This window comes from Neptuniibacter sp. QD57_21 (genome assembly GCF_047778075.1).
Taxonomy (GTDB): domain Bacteria; phylum Pseudomonadota; class Gammaproteobacteria; order Pseudomonadales; family Balneatricaceae; genus Neptuniibacter.
Map to the genome: position 1 here is coordinate 1,026,665 of NZ_CP180549.1, position 15,208 is coordinate 1,041,872.

18 protein-coding genes are annotated in these 15,208 nt (G+C 44.2%); 10 read left to right on the top strand and 8 right to left on the bottom strand.

Features of this window, described 5'->3' with window-relative positions; all coding sequences use genetic code 11:
* Positions 1-4 precede the first annotated feature (4 nt).
* The 3 genes from ACMXYS_RS04455 to ACMXYS_RS04465 form a co-directional block, all read right to left on the bottom strand.
* On the bottom strand, positions 5-508 hold the full coding sequence (locus tag ACMXYS_RS04455) for a TIGR02281 family clan AA aspartic protease (RefSeq protein WP_415883815.1): 504 nt from the start codon (positions 506-508) through the stop codon (positions 5-7).
* A gap of 91 nt (positions 509-599) precedes the next feature.
* Entirely contained in the window at positions 600-1,349 is a 750-nt protein-coding gene (locus ACMXYS_RS04460) for a hypothetical protein (protein WP_415897712.1), read from the bottom strand.
* Complete coding sequence (locus tag ACMXYS_RS04465) at positions 1,346-2,503, bottom strand: methyl-accepting chemotaxis protein (RefSeq protein ID WP_415883817.1); 1,158 nt, start codon at positions 2,501-2,503, stop codon at positions 1,346-1,348. The genes ACMXYS_RS04460 and ACMXYS_RS04465 overlap by 4 nt, the downstream gene beginning before the upstream one ends.
* A gap of 295 nt (positions 2,504-2,798) precedes the next feature.
* Between ACMXYS_RS04465 and ACMXYS_RS04470 the strand changes: the two genes are divergently transcribed.
* A complete protein-coding gene (locus ACMXYS_RS04470) occupies positions 2,799-3,251 on the top strand; it encodes a YaiI/YqxD family protein (RefSeq protein WP_415883818.1) in 453 nt (150 codons plus the stop codon).
* A gap of 109 nt (positions 3,252-3,360) precedes the next feature.
* Positions 3,361-3,765: a phasin family protein gene (locus ACMXYS_RS04475; protein ID WP_415883819.1), complete on the top strand. Its 405-nt coding sequence runs from the start codon at positions 3,361-3,363 to the stop codon at positions 3,763-3,765.
* Between the two features lie 81 nt (positions 3,766-3,846).
* Here the strand turns inward: ACMXYS_RS04475 and ACMXYS_RS04480 are convergent, their stop codons facing one another.
* Together ACMXYS_RS04480 and ACMXYS_RS04485 are read right to left on the bottom strand one after the other, a co-directional pair.
* Positions 3,847-5,727 (bottom strand): MOSC N-terminal beta barrel domain-containing protein, encoded by a 1,881-nt coding sequence (locus tag ACMXYS_RS04480; RefSeq protein ID WP_415897713.1) that lies wholly within the window; start codon positions 5,725-5,727, stop codon positions 3,847-3,849.
* Positions 5,728-5,747: 20 nt separating this feature from the next.
* Entirely contained in the window at positions 5,748-5,990 is a 243-nt protein-coding gene (locus ACMXYS_RS04485) for a Rho-binding antiterminator (RefSeq protein ID WP_415883821.1), read from the bottom strand.
* A gap of 78 nt (positions 5,991-6,068) precedes the next feature.
* Between ACMXYS_RS04485 and ACMXYS_RS04490 the strand changes: the two genes are divergently transcribed.
* The 5 genes from ACMXYS_RS04490 to ACMXYS_RS04510 all read left to right on the top strand — a co-directional run bounded on the left by ACMXYS_RS04490 (position 6,069) and on the right by ACMXYS_RS04510 (position 8,681).
* Complete coding sequence (locus ACMXYS_RS04490) at positions 6,069-6,296, top strand: DUF3820 family protein (RefSeq protein ID WP_415883822.1); 228 nt, start codon at positions 6,069-6,071, stop codon at positions 6,294-6,296.
* Positions 6,297-6,393: 97 nt separating this feature from the next.
* Entirely contained in the window at positions 6,394-6,933 is a 540-nt protein-coding gene (locus ACMXYS_RS04495) for a YSC84-related protein (RefSeq protein WP_415883823.1), read from the top strand.
* Entirely contained in the window at positions 6,933-7,502 is a 570-nt protein-coding gene (locus tag ACMXYS_RS04500; RefSeq protein WP_415897714.1) for a hypothetical protein, read from the top strand. Before ACMXYS_RS04495 ends, ACMXYS_RS04500 begins: the two co-directional genes overlap by 1 nt.
* A 36-nt stretch (positions 7,503-7,538) precedes the next feature.
* Complete coding sequence (gene ybaK / locus ACMXYS_RS04505) at positions 7,539-8,012, top strand: Cys-tRNA(Pro) deacylase (RefSeq protein WP_415897715.1); 474 nt, start codon at positions 7,539-7,541, stop codon at positions 8,010-8,012.
* A gap of 51 nt (positions 8,013-8,063) precedes the next feature.
* On the top strand, positions 8,064-8,681 hold the full coding sequence (locus ACMXYS_RS04510; RefSeq protein ID WP_415897716.1) for a LysE family translocator: 618 nt from the start codon (positions 8,064-8,066) through the stop codon (positions 8,679-8,681).
* An 81-nt stretch (positions 8,682-8,762) separates the two neighbouring features.
* On the opposite strand, the gene ACMXYS_RS04515 is transcribed toward ACMXYS_RS04510, so the two are convergent.
* Positions 8,763-9,371, bottom strand: a complete 609-nt coding sequence (locus ACMXYS_RS04515) for a TetR/AcrR family transcriptional regulator (protein ID WP_415897717.1) — start codon at positions 9,369-9,371, stop codon at positions 8,763-8,765.
* A gap of 135 nt (positions 9,372-9,506) precedes the next feature.
* On the opposite strand from ACMXYS_RS04515, the gene ACMXYS_RS04520 reads away from it, so the two are divergent.
* Positions 9,507-10,046 (top strand): carboxymuconolactone decarboxylase family protein, encoded by a 540-nt coding sequence (locus ACMXYS_RS04520; RefSeq protein ID WP_415897718.1) that lies wholly within the window; start codon positions 9,507-9,509, stop codon positions 10,044-10,046.
* A 56-nt stretch (positions 10,047-10,102) separates the two neighbouring features.
* On the opposite strand, the gene ACMXYS_RS04525 is transcribed toward ACMXYS_RS04520, so the two are convergent.
* Together ACMXYS_RS04525 and ACMXYS_RS04530 are read right to left on the bottom strand one after the other, a co-directional pair.
* Positions 10,103-10,618 carry a disulfide bond formation protein B gene (locus ACMXYS_RS04525; RefSeq protein WP_415897719.1) on the bottom strand — a complete coding sequence of 172 codons (516 nt, stop codon included), beginning with the start codon at positions 10,616-10,618 and terminating at the stop codon, positions 10,103-10,105.
* 150 nt (positions 10,619-10,768) lie between these two features.
* Positions 10,769-11,956 carry a pyridoxal phosphate-dependent aminotransferase gene (locus ACMXYS_RS04530; protein WP_415897720.1) on the bottom strand — a complete coding sequence of 396 codons (1,188 nt, stop codon included), beginning with the start codon at positions 11,954-11,956 and terminating at the stop codon, positions 10,769-10,771.
* A gap of 287 nt (positions 11,957-12,243) precedes the next feature.
* Here ACMXYS_RS04530 and uvrB point away from each other — a divergent pair, with 287 nt between their 5' ends.
* The gene (uvrB, locus tag ACMXYS_RS04535) at positions 12,244-14,268 is read left to right on the top strand and encodes an excinuclease ABC subunit UvrB (protein WP_415881931.1); all 2,025 of its coding nucleotides are present in this window, start codon (positions 12,244-12,246) and stop codon (positions 14,266-14,268) included.
* Between the two features lie 111 nt (positions 14,269-14,379).
* Positions 14,380-15,183, top strand: a complete 804-nt coding sequence (locus tag ACMXYS_RS04540) for a FecR domain-containing protein (protein ID WP_415897721.1) — start codon at positions 14,380-14,382, stop codon at positions 15,181-15,183.
* Positions 15,184-15,208 lie beyond the last annotated feature (25 nt).

The following is a 15,208-nucleotide window of genomic DNA, read 5'->3' on the forward strand; positions in this document are numbered from 1 at the left end:
CGGGTTAGCGCCTAAGTGTGAGTGTGTTTCCTTTCTGAATGATCTCAAGGTATTTCATAAAGCTCATACCGAGTAGTACCGTTTCACCATCCATGTGTGGATTAATATGCCCACGAACGTTTTGCATGCTAATCCCACCAAGGGTGACGGTATTCAGCTCAGTGTTGTACACATCAATCACGCCATTAGCGGTATCTACCTGACGCTTTAACCCAGGCCTAAGGCCAATGCGGTCGGCTACTTCTTGCGGCACGCTGATATTGGTCGCGCCGGTATCCAATAGAAAGATAACCGGTTGGCCGTTGATCTCTCCCGGTGCAACGTAGTGTCCCGCTCTGTTTTGCTGCAGTACCACTTCGTTACTGCCGCTGGTGACGAGATTACGATTGGGATTGTATTTGTCGTTTACCTGCTCTTCAAAGAACAGCCACAACATTCCTAAAAACAGGACCCATGCGACGGCCCACATTCCTTGGCCAATACGTTTTGGTGTGTGTTGAGATTCCATCCAGCCCCACAAGAATTAATCGATGTTAATTTATTGTAAGGAACTCGCTTGCAGAATAGAACCTCGATTCATTCAATCCTTAAACTGTGCATCAACTCAGTTGTTGTAGATGGTCTCGAGTTAGTTGGATCTGTTGATCAATCGCTTGGGTGAGATGACTAAAATAAACCCGTGGTTCGATCTTGATTACTTCGGGTTCAAGGATCTCTTGGGTGACCAATTGGTCGATATCATGAACGGTAGGATCACAAAGCTCATTTTCACGCATATTTACCAAGATATACTGTAATTGAACTCTCACAGCAGCAGGGCAGTGACCAAGATTGGCAGCTTTATTTCCTAAACCGCGCAAACGCGCGAGAGACTCTGCAAAATGGGGACGGCGGAGTAAGTTTTGCCATAGCTCTTCACCATTATGGTCATTATTGCTCGCGGTTAGCGAGCAGATATCTGCGATAACGGTGAGTTCGTGGAGCAGTTTTTCGATTAGTTCACAGTGCTCCATAAAGCTGCCTGCGGGCTCTGCTTCAATCTGCTTCCACTTGGTAAACTGCAGATTAACTCGCTTAACATTGCCGCCGTAGCTTTTATCAAGCAGTGGCCGCCATAGCGAGTTGATCTCATTACTTAGCTGTCGCTGTTGTGCTTGGTTTGTGCTATCTAAATTTGCACAGATGCCGCGGTGGCGCTGTAGGCTCTGGATTAGATTCAACAGCGCGCTTAGCTGTTCAATTCCGCGTAGTGTCTTTTCGCGACGTTTTTTGCGCAATTTTCTTCTTTTAAACCAGCTAGCTAAACCAATTAGGACGAAAAGAAACAGTACAAGGCTAATCTCGATCATGATGTCACCTCCTTAGTGGCTGCTTTAAGCGCAAGTGTTTCTAGATAGCCGGTGAGCTCCGTAAGGGAATGCGCTTGTTCACTGTGGTGCTGAAGAATGTTGCCTATATCGGTAAGCTTTTCACTTAACTCGTTACTGGCAGAGGCATGTTCGTCGATGGAGAAGTTAACCTCCTGAATGAGTTCAAGGCTACGCTCGCTACCAGATTCGATCTGTTGCAAGAGGTCATGCATCTCTTCACAAGTATGTGAGCCGGTTTGTAGCTCTTGCTCGCTTCGGTTCATGCTTTCAGTGACTTCATTTACACGTGCAAGCATGGAGTTAACCAGAAGGGTGATATCACCTGTCGCTTTTTCAGTATTACCGGCTAACTGGCGTACCTCATCTGCGACAACGGCGAAGCCTCGTCCTGCTTCACCTGCTCGTGCAGCCTCAATCGCTGCGTTCAGTGCCAATAAGTTGGTTTGTGCTGCAACTTCTTCGATTGTACTAACGAAAGATTGGATTGCTTCAGCTTCTTCAGATAGCTGGGAAATCTTGGTGCAGGTATCAGTAAACTGATTACGAACACCACTGATCGCGTGGCTCAAATCAGAGGCTTGCTGAGTTCCTTTATTACATAAGGTCTGCGAGTCTTCGGCACTGTTTTGAGTGTTATGCACATGATCTCTGATCAGTTGGACGGTTTGGCTCATCTCTTCTGATGCACTGGCAACTGTTAAGAGCTGATTTTGCTGTTCTGATGCGGCATTTGCGGTGTGCTTAGCTAAGTTCTCTAATTCATGAGTAGAGAACTTCATCTCGTTGCACAGCTGATCGGTTAAGGTATTCAGTTCTTCGTAATCGCGGGCAAAACCATAGAGGTTTTGTGCTGCGTCTCTAAGCGGCTTGTCTGAACTGGTATGTCGTGTACGGAACTGCATCTGCTTTTGTGAGAATGCTTCGATTACTAGAGAAAGGTTATGCCAGCGACGTTGGCTCAACAGAATATAGCTGAGCTGAAAGTAGCTAAGTGGGATTAATAACCAAAGTGCTTCTATATAGCCGGTTACCAATGTGGCGATTGTCAGCAACCAACCCAACAACAGTAAAATGCCTGAAGTGAGTAATGAACAGCGGCTCAATACGCTGTAGCCAAATGTTAGTAGCAGCATCTTAGTGCTCCCCATCAAAATCTATTATCTGGGTATTTAGCAAAACTTAAGCCAGATATTTCATGGGGTTACTCTAATGCCCGATATTGTTGTGTTAGAGAGAGGTGGCTAATTTTAAAACGCACGGATTTAATTCGTCTTTGTGCACTGCGACAGTGCGAGGGCTTTATTCTGGAGCGTTATCTATTAATCGAAATTGTCTAAAAGAGTTTTAATTTCTTTCGGCTTAAATTGTCATAGCGATGTAGAATAACAGTCATAATTGGGCTTTATGCTAAAAGAAAAGAGAGGGTTTATGCACATTTGGGTTGATGCCGATGCCTGTCCAAAGGTTATCAAAGAGATTTTGTTTCGGGCTGCCGAACGTAAACAGGTGCCTGTAACGCTGGTGGCTAATCAATTCCTAAGTACACCTCCTTCACCGTTGATCAATGCAGTGCAAGTACCGCAGGGCTTTGATGTAGCGGACAATCATATCGTTGCCAAAATGGAAGAGGGTGATCTGGTGGTAACGCAAGATATCCCATTGGCTTCAGAAGTGATTGATAACAAGGGTGTGGCAATAAATCCTCGCGGCGAACTTTATACTCCGGAAAATATTCGTCAGCGGTTATCTATGCGTGATTTTATGGAGACCCTGCGAAGCTCGGGTGTAGAGACTGGTGGACCGTCTGCTTTTAGTCAGGCTGATCGCCAAGCGTTTGCGAATTCTCTGGACCGTTTTTTAGCAAAAAATCTGAAAAAGTAATTTTTTGTGCGCCGCACAAAAAAGTTCTTGACTAAAAAACGTACAAGATTTATCTTTGCTGTAAATGGATTGCTGCACCGCAGCAACGGAAACTTTTGGAGACAAAACTATGTACGCTGCTAACAACCCTTTCGCTGATTTCATGAAGCCTGAACTACTATCTAACGAAATCGCTGAGCTATTCAAGCCAGTTCAGTCTCTAGTAGACGTTAACACTAAGACTGTTGAAACTTTGGTTGCTCTTCAGAAAGCATACGTTGAAGAACTAGCTAACGCTTCTGTTGAACAGTTCAAAACTCTATGCGAGTGCAAAGACCCTAAAGCTGCTCTAGACCTACAGGTTCAGTTCTACAAGTCTGTTGAAGCTAAAACTGCTGAAACTGCAGAGAAAAGCGTTGCAGCTATGACTGTTGCTAAAGATGCTTACGTTGCTACAGTTGAAGAGTCTGCTAAAAAAGCGACTGAAATGGCTGAAGAAACTGCTAAAAAAGTTGCTGATCTTAAAGTAGCTTAATTTCAGTTTCATACTGAATAATAAAAAGCCGATGTAGAGAAGGGCATCGGCTTTTTTGTGTCTGCGATTTAGCGTTTTAAATTAAACCTCAATCACGACATCCGTTTCTGGAGTGCAACTACACGCCAGAACCACGCCTCGAGCTTTCTCATCTTCAGATAGCGGAATTTCCGATTGGCGATGTGCATGACCAGACGCTAAGGTCACTTTGCACGCGCCACATACACCCGCACGACAGCCGGAAGGAATCATGATTCCTTGATCTTCAGCTTGCTCTAGCAATGTGGTTTGGCTATCGCCGGCAAATGAAATTTCGCCAAAGGTTAGCAGAACACTGTGCTTTTCTGCTTCTGGATCAACACCGGGAGGTGCACCAAAGCTCTCTTCAAACCACTGTTGCTCCGCTAGACCTAGTTGGCGGCAGTAAGTTTTAGCATGATCCATAAAGCCCTCAGGGCCACAGCACATCACCGTACGTTCTGGCAGATCCGGAATTAGCTCAATGAGCTGTTTGCGGCTAATACGGCCTTTAATGCCTTGCCAATCGTCATCTGGTTGGCTCAAGCTAAAGATGATCTTTAGGTTCGGGTTTTGGCGTTCTAGCCAAAGGAGCTCGTCTTCACAGATGAGATCTTCTTCGGTTCTAGCTTGGTGGTAAAACACTACATCGCGTTGGCTGTTTCGATCGGTTAGTTCGCGTGCAATCGAAAGCATAGGAGTGATACCGCTGCCAGCTGATAGCAGTAGTAGTGGTTTATTACCTGTATTGCCTTCGTGGAACTCACCTTGTGGAGCGAGGGCAGGTAACTTATCCCCAACCTGTAAATTATCATGGAGCCAATTGGAGGCGATGCCATCGGTTACGCGCTTAACCGTGATTGCGATATCAGCGCTTCTAGAAGGTGAAGAAGATACGGTATAACAGCGGGTGACTGTCTCACCGTTGATCGGCAACATTAAGGTTAGAAACTGACCTGCGATATAATCTGTTGATAGGCCCTGTGGTACTGCAAAGCGGAAGGTCACTACGTCGCGTGTTTCATCAATGCGGCGGATACATTCTAGATCGACCTGCTGAGTCGCGGCCCAAGTTTCTTGGCTATTGCTGTCGTTAGTGTCTCTAATAACGGGCGCATTATCGGGGTATTGAGCAGGCTGTTTAACCTCTAATACCTCAACCGTATCGCCTTGCTTAATCTGGCCTTCGTTAAGAGGCACAAGGTTTTGGCCAAAATAGACTTCGTTATCCTCACCTTTACGGTAGTTAGCCAAGGTTTTAATTGGTTCACCCGCAGGTACTGGCTGTCCAGTTTTGGGATCGATAGTCGTTAGTACGCAACGAGAGCAATCTTTAACGATCTCAAACTCTACTTCACCAATACGGATGCGCTTCCAGCTATCCTCGGCGAAAGCTTCGCACCCTTTTACAACAAGGTTGGTACGGAAGTGATCCATATTTACTTGTGTGGAAGCGCGGCTATTCAGATCAGCCAATGAAGCTTCAGAGATCACAAGTAGAGGATAACCATCGGCAAAAGCGACGGGCTTATCGGGTCTACGAGAGGTTACGCGTTCTGATTGTTCGCCAAAATAAAGAAGCTGGCATTCACGGCCCAGTTTTTCGCTGAACCATTCATCTAGCCATTCACCACAATGTTGAGCGTTGATCTCGGTTCCCCAAACACGTACCTGATGGTAGTTTTGGAAAAAGTCAGGATAGCGCAAGCTTAAGTGATCGCCATCAGGCGCAATCACCTCTAAACCATCTTCACGTAAAACCGTTTCGAAAAGTAGCATCGATGGCACTTGGCGAGCAGAAAGTAGTTCGCCTTCCGGATCGCTCAACATAAAGCGTCGGTCAAAAGACAGTCCGCTCTCAGTTACAAAAGCGTCCGACAAACTAATGCCGCCTAATGATTTTATGGGGAAAGTATTAATACCACTGAGTTGAATATCTGACACGTCGTCGGCCCTTAAGAGGATTAGTAGGGTAGGCGGCTAGAGATAGAATCTAAACGAACTCTAAAGTTGTTACCTTCCTGATCTTCGGCAATCAGAAACTCCCCTTCAGAAGTATATTCCAGATCAAGAAAGCGTAAGCGCTGACTAAATGCGGTATCATCTTCTTTCCATTCAACAAGATGGATAGCGTTGCGCATACAGGCTAACTCGTAGCCGTCATGAATTTCGCAATTGATAGGTTGATACGCTTGCTTGTCAGCCATGGCCTAAACCCACTATTTATTATTTTCTACAGAATACTGTTTGCTCACTGGAAATAACAGGCTGTTAAGGGGAAAGCATTGGATCTGGATAAACGTCATCTACTTAAACTGGCTAATATGAAGATGCCATTTGGTAAGTATCAAGGACGAGTACTACTCGATCTACCCGAAGAGTACCTGCTTTGGTTCGCCAAGAAAGGTTTTCCAAAGGGGGAGCTGGGCTCGTTGTTAGAGTTGATGCTAGAGATTCGTATTAACGGTTTAGAATCGGTATTACAGCCTTTACGAAATACTCGTTATTCTTAATTCGCTTGCTTTACATTTAATCACCCCAACGATCCATCCAAACATAGCTTTGAGCGACTATTATTTAGTTAACCTCAATAGGCTTAAGGATGGATTCATGCTTAAACGACTATCATCTCTTCTAATCGCATGTTGGATAGCACTATTCAGCTTTAATGCTTACTCAGCCTCCAAAGCTGAAATCAACGCTAAAAGCACAGAAGCTTTACAAAAGTTTTATCAACACAGCTCGGCTGGACAAAGCTTAGTCCAGCAAGCCAAAGGGGTTTTAGTTTTCCCCGAGGTTTATAAAGCGGGTATAGGCATCGGTGGTGAATATGGTGAAGGAAAGCTTTTAGAAAAAGGTAAAACAACCGGTTATTACACCATTGCTGCGGCATCGATTGGGTTTCAGTTAGGTGCTCAAATTAAGTCAGAGATTATCCTGTTTATGACTGATGCAGCTTTAAAGCAATTTAAGCGGAGTGATGGTTGGGAAGCCGGTGTAGATGGCAGTGTTGCCGTCGTAACAGTAGGTGCGGGTGGCGAAATTGATACCAGCACGATTAAAGATCCAATCATTGGTTTTATTTTTTCTAATAAAGGCTTGATGTATAACTTATCCCTTGAAGGATCAAAGATCAGTAGGAAGAGATGATGAAGAAACTATTTCTAGCACTATGTATGAGTGGTTTAGCTTTGAATGTTTACGCTGCCAAGCCTGAGTGGGCGGGCCAAGGCGCAGATAAGCATCAAGCTAAAAAAGAGGCCAAGCAAGCGGCTAAAAACTACAAAAACAAAGATAAGGATACCGAAGAAGAGCAATCCATCGTAAGTGATACGAAGTCTATTCTGGATGATCTCTTTTCTGACAAAGAGAAAGAGACCATCAAAGATTATTACAATGAAAATGCCAAATCAGGAACAGGTAAATACAAAGGCAAGATGAAGGAGCTGCCTAAAGGTTTGCAGAAAAAGTTAGAACGTGGCGGTGAACTCCCTCCAGGTTGGCAAAAGAAAGTAGCCCGTGGAGAAGTGTTGGATAAAGACTTACGAGATAATGCTGAATATCTGCCTGACGATCTTCTTTCTCGTTTACCCAAAGGTGATGCGGCGATTGAGATTATCAAACTCAAAGATAAAGTCATTAAAGTGGGCAAAGGTGAAGGCACAGTAGTCGACATCATCGATATTGCTGATATCCTAACGGGCGGCAGTGCTAAGTAAACACTGTTCGACCCGAGTGATATGAGTAGATAAAGAATGACCCCAGCGATTAATGCAGCTAAAAAAGCCAAGGTAGCCTATCAAGTTCACGAGTATCAGCACGATCCAAGTGCAGAATCCTACGGCGAAGAAGCTGCGCAAGCGCTGGGTTTAGATCCTGCCCAAGTCTTCAAAACCCTCCTCGTTGCGATCGGTGGTGACAACAAAAAACTTGCTGTCGGTGTTGTACCTGTGTCAGGTCAGCTAGATCTAAAAGCAATTGCTACGGCGCTAAAGGCAAAGAAAGTCACTATGGCAAACCCGCAAGATGCAGAACGTGCAACGGGTTATGTTGTGGGAGGCATCAGCCCATTAGGCCAAAAGAAACGTCTGCCACTTATTTTGGATGAAAGTGCAGGCAACTTTGAAACTATCTGTATGAGTGCTGGCCGTCGAGGTTTAGAGATCGAGATGTCAGCAGAGGACTTACTTAAGCTAACTTCTGGAAAGATGGCGGCAATTGGGCGTTAAGAGTATCCTAAATTCCTAAATTTTAGTATTCAAAAAAGGAAGCAGAGAAAAATGATCTCACTTGAATTTTTGATTACCTCTCTTATTGTGGTACTTATTCCAGGAACCGGTGTTCTCTACACAGTAGCCACTGGGTTATTTATTGGTAAACGTGCCAGCTTATTTGCGGCGTTAGGTTGTACGATCGGTATTGTGCCATCGCTTTTAGCAAGTATTTTGGGATTGGCAGCGATTTTTCATGCCAGCGCTGTGGCCTTTCAGATCGTTAAATTTGTTGGTGTTGCCTATCTTCTGTATTTGGCATGGTCGATGTGGCGTTCATCGTCATCTCTTGCATTAGATCAGAAAGAGAAAGAGGCCAAATATAGTGTTATTGCTATGAAAGGCTTTTTAATCAATATCTTAAATCCTAAGCTATCGATCTTCTTTCTCGCTTTTTTGCCACAGTTTGTCTCACCTGAAGTTGGCTCGCCATTAATGAACATGTTTGTGTTGGGTCTTATCTTTATGATGATGACCTTTGCTGTGTTTGTGATTTATGGATTTTTAGCAGGGCGGTTTAGCGAATTTGTTGTTGGGTCTGAAAATATTAGCCGGATGATGCAAAAGATTTTTGCCGGCAGTTTTACTTTGTTAGGTATGAAGTTGGCGTTTAGCGACAGGGGTTAAAAACTCTTGAATTAAGCTCTCATGGTACTTTTAATACTGAGAGCTTAGCGAATTCTGTACTACTTTCTGCAGCAAAAATGCTTAGTTTAAACAACTAAATGCATCTTCTATAAGGTCTTTAATCTCTGCTTGATTGTTAACCCTTGAGTAAGAGCGAACTCCGATCAGTTGCATCTGTAAGAACCGAGCAAGTCGGTTAGCATCTTGTTGAGTTTCTAACTCCCCTTCCTGCTTAGCTTGGTTTAGTAAGCGCGCAAATGCATTTTCCATTACCTTCATCAATCTCCGTGCTTCCTCAAGGAGCTCTTTATTATCAGTGTTGAGCTCAGAGATAGTTTTAACCAGCATACACATCTCATTCGGACGGATTTGATTACTATCTAGCGCAGACGTAAAAATGAACTTTTTTAGAGCCAACAGGGGAGATGATTGTGCCTCTTCGAAGCTTTCCAGTCGCTTCAGCATCGCATTGGTATAGTAATTTAGAGTTTCCTTAAATAGCCCTTCCTTACTACCAAAGCACGCGTAAATACTGCCGGGATGCATATCAATGCACTCTTGGATATTACGCATAGAGGTTGCGTGAAACCCTTTTGCCCAAAACAGATGCGTTGCTTTTTGAATCACCTGCTCACGATCGTATTTAACTGTATTAACCATAGAGATCAATTTTTTTGAACATTTGTTCATATTTTATCTTGAACAAGTGTTCATTTCTAGTTATGATTCTAAATGTGAACAGTTGTTCAAATATGGCTGGCTTGATCTGTTTTTGTGGGGAAGGCGTTCTAGCGGAGGCTAAATCGATTAGTAAATGGAGATATAATGAGTAAGTTTAAATTACACACGATGGAATCAGCCCCTCAAGGGACGAAAGCGCTTTTTGAAAACTCGTTGAAAAATTTTGGCATGATTCCAAACTTGCATGCTGTGCTAGGCGAAGAGCCTGCTGTACTGGAAGCTTATCAGCAGTTACACACCCTGTTTCAACAAACTGACTTTAATGCAGCTGAGCTAACAGTAGTTTGGCAGACGATTAATGTTGAACACGGCTGCGAGTATTGCGTGCCAGCGCATAGCTTGATTGCAGACATGATGAAGGTGGATCCCGCTGTCAATGAGGCGTTAAGAAACAAAACATCCTTACCTACGCAAAAATTACAAGTCTTGCATGACACAACACTAGCGATTGTTCGTGAGCGAGGACGTATCTCTGATGAGCAGCTTGAATCATTCTTCGCAGTTGGTTTTGAACAAAAGCATCTACTAGGGGTTATTTTGGGATTGTCGCAAAAGGTAATGAGTAACTATGTAAATTACATAGCTCAGACTCCTTTGGATGAGAAATTCCAAGCTTACACTTAGCTAGTAATAAAAAAGGCGAGCACTATTAAGTGTTCGCCTTTTTAGTAAATGGGGAGTTAGTTAGATTGTATTGATCTAAACTGTAGCCCGAAGAATACGGCTGCTGTTGCTGTCAACAGTGCAGAAAATGCCATTAAGCCTTCTGCCATAGTGATACCGAACAGAAGTTCAGGGGTATAGCCACAAGGCTCCCAAGGAGCAAAAACCGATGGGATCCATTGATCCAGTGCAAACCAGTTAGGCAGACCGCTGTCCATACTGCAACTATCTACTATCCAGTTGCGCTCTACTGCTAGGGTTTTCCATGAGCGTTCTACGAGACCAATACCGACTACGAGTGTTAGCAAGTGACTTAGCTTACTCAGGCATCCATGTTTACGCGTAAACAGTCCGAATATAGCGACGATGATAAGAGCGAAAAGCCAGATGCGAATATGGATGCATAAGACACAAGGGTAGTAGTCCAAAGCGTACTGGTAATAGAGGGCAATTACCTCCATGCTGACGCCGATGAAAATTAAGCTTAACCAGAAAAAAGCAGAACGGCTAAGGCAAGTTAATTTGTCCAACATTAACAAGTCTCCCAAACAGTGAACGAATATCTGAGTCACTTCAGATGATAAGGTTCAAGTTCTTACTAATAAAAGTACAGATATCAATAAATTTTCATTGGGCAAAAAAAACCGAGCGCTGAGGCTCGGTTTTTTAGATTAAGGGTTCGCTTAAGCTTCTAATGCGTTGCGGATACGACCCAGCGCATCTTCTAGCACTTCCATGCTAGTTGCGAAAGATAGGCGCATATTACCCGGCGCACCAAATGCAGAACCTGGTACAAGAGCAACGCCCGCTTCGTTAAGAAGAAACTCCGCCAATTCGATATCGTTAGCAAAACGATCATCGTTATCGATCACTTCTTGGAAGCTTGGGAATGCGTAGAACGTACCATCAGCAGGGATGCAGCTCACGCCGTTGATGCTGTTTAGTGTGTTAACAACATATTCGTGGCGTGCTTTAAATGCTACAACCATCTCAGCTACACAATCTTGAGAGCCTTCAAGTGCTGCTTGCGCTGCAACTTGCGCAATCGAAGTTGGGTTAGACGTACTCTGAGATTGGATCTTCTTCATTGCGCCAATCAATGCAAGCGGGCCAGCTGCATAGCCGATACGCCAGCCAGTCATAGAGTATGCTTTGGATACACCGTTTAGAACAATTGTGCGCTCGTAAAGCTCTGGGCAAGCGTTAAGGATGTTTACAAATGGCTCATCGTTAAAACGGATGTGCTCATACATATCATCAGTCGCAACTAGTACTTGCGGGTGTTTAAGTAGTACTTCAGCTAGCGCTTTCAGTTCCTCCAGTGTATAAGCAACACCTGTTGGGTTTGAAGGGCTGTTAAGTACAACTAAGCGTGTCTTATCTGTAATTGCTGCTTCTAGTTGCTCAGCAGTCATCTTGAAGCGTTGTTCCTGAGTTGTCGTTACAATCACAGGGACAGCGTCCGCCATTTTTACCATGTCTGGGTAAGATACCCAGTAAGGTGCGGGTACGATGACTTCGTCACCTTCATTTAGCAGGGCTAAAGATAGGTTAAAAAAGCTTTGCTTACCGCCACAAGAAACAAGAATCTGGTTAGCAGCATATTCAAGACCGTTATCGTTCTTGAATTTGTTAATAATGGCTGTCTTTAATGCCGGTGTACCATCTACAGCGGTGTATTTTGTGAAACCTTCATTCAACGCCTGGATGGCAGCCTGTTTGATATGATCCGGAGTATCAAAATCGGGCTCGCCAGCGCCCAGGCCAATAATGTTCTTACCTGCCGCGCGCAGTTCAGCTGCACGGTTAGTAACCGCCAGCGTTGGAGAAGGTTTGATGTTGTTGACGCGGTCTGAAAGTTGAACGTTCAAGCCTAAGTTCCTCGATAAGAATATCTGCAGTGCAGATACCGACATTAATCAGCAGAAATCCCGCTTTAAATATTGTGTTAGCAGGGAGTTTCCAAACCCGCACATGATACAGCAAACAGTAGCCCGCATGAATCCTGTTTGAGCGAAAAAATACCTTTTCAGATCAATAAATTGATTAAAGGAAACTTTTTTCTCTTAAGAGCGGTCTTTTTAATACGTATTTATGCAAGTAAAAGTAGCAGCTGCTGAGATATAATGCTCAGCTTTGCTCGAAATTGGGTCGCAGAATGAAAGAACGATTTAAAGTCCACTCGAAGTTTACGCCCGCAGGTGATCAGCCGCAGGCCATTAAAGAGTTAGTTGATGGCATTGATAGTGGTTTGGCCTCACAAACTCTTTTGGGTGTAACGGGCTCAGGTAAAACGTTCACTATTGCGAATGTGATCGCTCAGGTCCAGCGTCCCACCATTATTATGGCCCACAATAAGACCTTGGCTGCCCAGTTATACGGGGAATTTAAAGAGTTTTTTCCGGATAATTCGGTTGAGTATTTCGTATCTTATTACGATTACTATCAACCGGAGGCCTACGTACCTTCTTCTGATACCTTCATCGAGAAAGATGCATCGATAAATGACCATATCGAGCAGATGCGTCTGTCCGCAACTAAAGCATTGTTGGAGCGAGACGATGCCATTATTGTTGCAACGGTTTCTGCAATTTATGGTTTAGGTGACCCAAAATCCTATCTAGGCATGATGCTTCATGTGGATCGTGGCGATATCATTGACCAGCGCGCGATTCTGCGTCGCCTAGCAGAGCTGCAATACACACGAAATGATGTTGAACTTCACCGTGGTAATTACCGGGTGCGTGGTGATGTCATCGATATATTTCCAGCAGAATCGGAGAAAGAAGCAGTTCGCATTGAATTGTTCGATGAAGAGATCGAAGAGATCAGTTACTTCGATCCTTTGACCGGTGAAGTATTACGACGTGTGCCACGGGCAACGATTTATCCGAAGAGCCATTATGTAACGCCCCGAGAAACGCTTTTGGCGGCTGTGGATAAAATTAAAGATGAGCTTCGTGAGCGCCTGGAGCAATTACGGGAGAATAACAAACTCGTCGAAGCTCAGCGTTTAGAGCAACGTACCCTATATGATATGGAGATGATCATGGAGTTGGGTTACTGCTCGGGTATAGAAAACTACTCCCGTTATCTATCAGGTCGTGATCCTGGCGCGGCGCCGCCGACCTTGTTTGATTACCTTCCCGATAATGCTTTGCTGGTCTTGGATGAATCTCACGTGACTGTTCCTCAGATTGGCGCTATGTATCGTGGTGATCGTTCCCGTAAGGAAACATTAGTTGAGTTCGGTTTCCGTCTACCTTCGGCATTGGATAACCGTCCTATGAAGTTTGAAGAGTGGGAACGTGAATCGCCGCAGATGATTTTTGTATCAGCAACACCGAGTAAATACGAGGCAGAAAATCAGCAGCAGGTGGTGGAACAGGTGGTACGACCGACAGGACTTGTTGATCCTGTGGTTGAGGTGCGCCCAGCGTCAACGCAGGTGGATGATCTTCTTTCTGAGATACGGTTAACGGTAGCTAAGAAAGAACGTGTTGTCGTTACCGTTTTAACCAAGCGTATGGCTGAAGATCTCACCGAATATTTGGATGAACATGATGTCCGAGTACGTTACCTACATTCAGATATAGACACAGTTGAGCGTGTCGAAATTATCCGTGATCTCCGGATCGGGGAGTTTGATGTTCTGGTCGGCATCAACTTGCTTCGTGAAGGTATAGATATGCCGGAGGTGTCTTTGGTAACAATCTTAGATGCGGATAAGGAAGGCTTCTTACGCTCAGAAACTTCCATGATCCAGACAATCGGCCGTGCAGCACGTAATGTCAACGGTAGGGCTATTTTGTATGCCGACAAAATTACCGGTTCGATGCAGCGTTCTATGGATGAAACAGAACGTCGTCGTCAAAAGCAGATCGCCTTTAACGAAGCGAATGGTATTGTGCCACAAAGTATCAGTAAATCTGTGGCTGATATTATGGAAGGGGCGAGTACCGTGCCTGGCCGCAAAGCTTCTCGCACAGCTAAGAAAGTAGCGGAGCAGGCTGCCGAATATCAAGTGGATGATGCGGCGCAGTTATCACCAAAAGAACTATCTAAAGCGATTACTAAGATCGAAGATAAAATGTATGAAGCGGCGAAAAATCTGGAATTTGAATTGGCCGCTAAATATAGAGACGAGCTACAAACACTGAAACAGCATACTTTTGTTAACTAATATTGATGCAGGATTGAAGTTTTATCATTTGGATAAAGCTTGGCTACACTGATTACTAAACCGACAGCTGGTTGGAAAACAAGCTTGTAGTTTATAAATGGAGTTAGATTGATGATTAAGTGGCTACTGCCAATAGTTGTTGCTGTTGTGTTTTCGCCAAGCGCAATGTCTGCAGAAAAAGCTGGGCATGTACTGTTAAGTGTGGGTAGCAATACAGCTCAGTTGCCTAAGAGCGATGTTAGGCTGTTGAAGCGGAAATCTGAAATTTACTCTCTTGATAGTATTGCTACTGGATCTAAAGGGCGCTTACAGATTCGTTTTACGGATGGCTCACGCCTCTCTCTTCGCCCTGATACCCTTTTTAATGTTGAAGAATATCGTTTTAGTGAGAGTAATCCTAAGGATGGTAAATCGGTTTATCGCCTTTTAAAGGGCGGTTTGCGAACGTTGACGGGTGCAATCAGTGATAACAATAAAGAGAATTATAAGGTCCACACGCCTATAGCTACCATAGGTGTTAGAGGGACTCACTACACCCTGTTTTATTGTGATAAAACCTGCCAAGAAACAACGAGGGCGCAAATGGGCCTCTATGGGTATGTCTTAGAAGGGGAAATAGTTGTCAGTAACAACTCAATTAAGGCGCCGATTAAGGTGGGGCGCTATTTCTTTCTTGGTGGAGACGGTAGCAACTTAAAAATCCGCCAAACGCCTTTCAAACTGTTTGAATTATTCCAAGATATGGGGCCTGATTTAATGTCTGAGACAGGGAATAGTCATATACCTGCAATGAACGTGGATGAAACGCCGGATTTGCATTTAGATGTTACGCCTAATATAGATCTGGATACTACACCTAGGGGCGATGGGGCTAAAACGTCTCAGCCAAATCGTAATGAAAGAACCTATCCCTAATTGATCTATATACTATATTCCTACG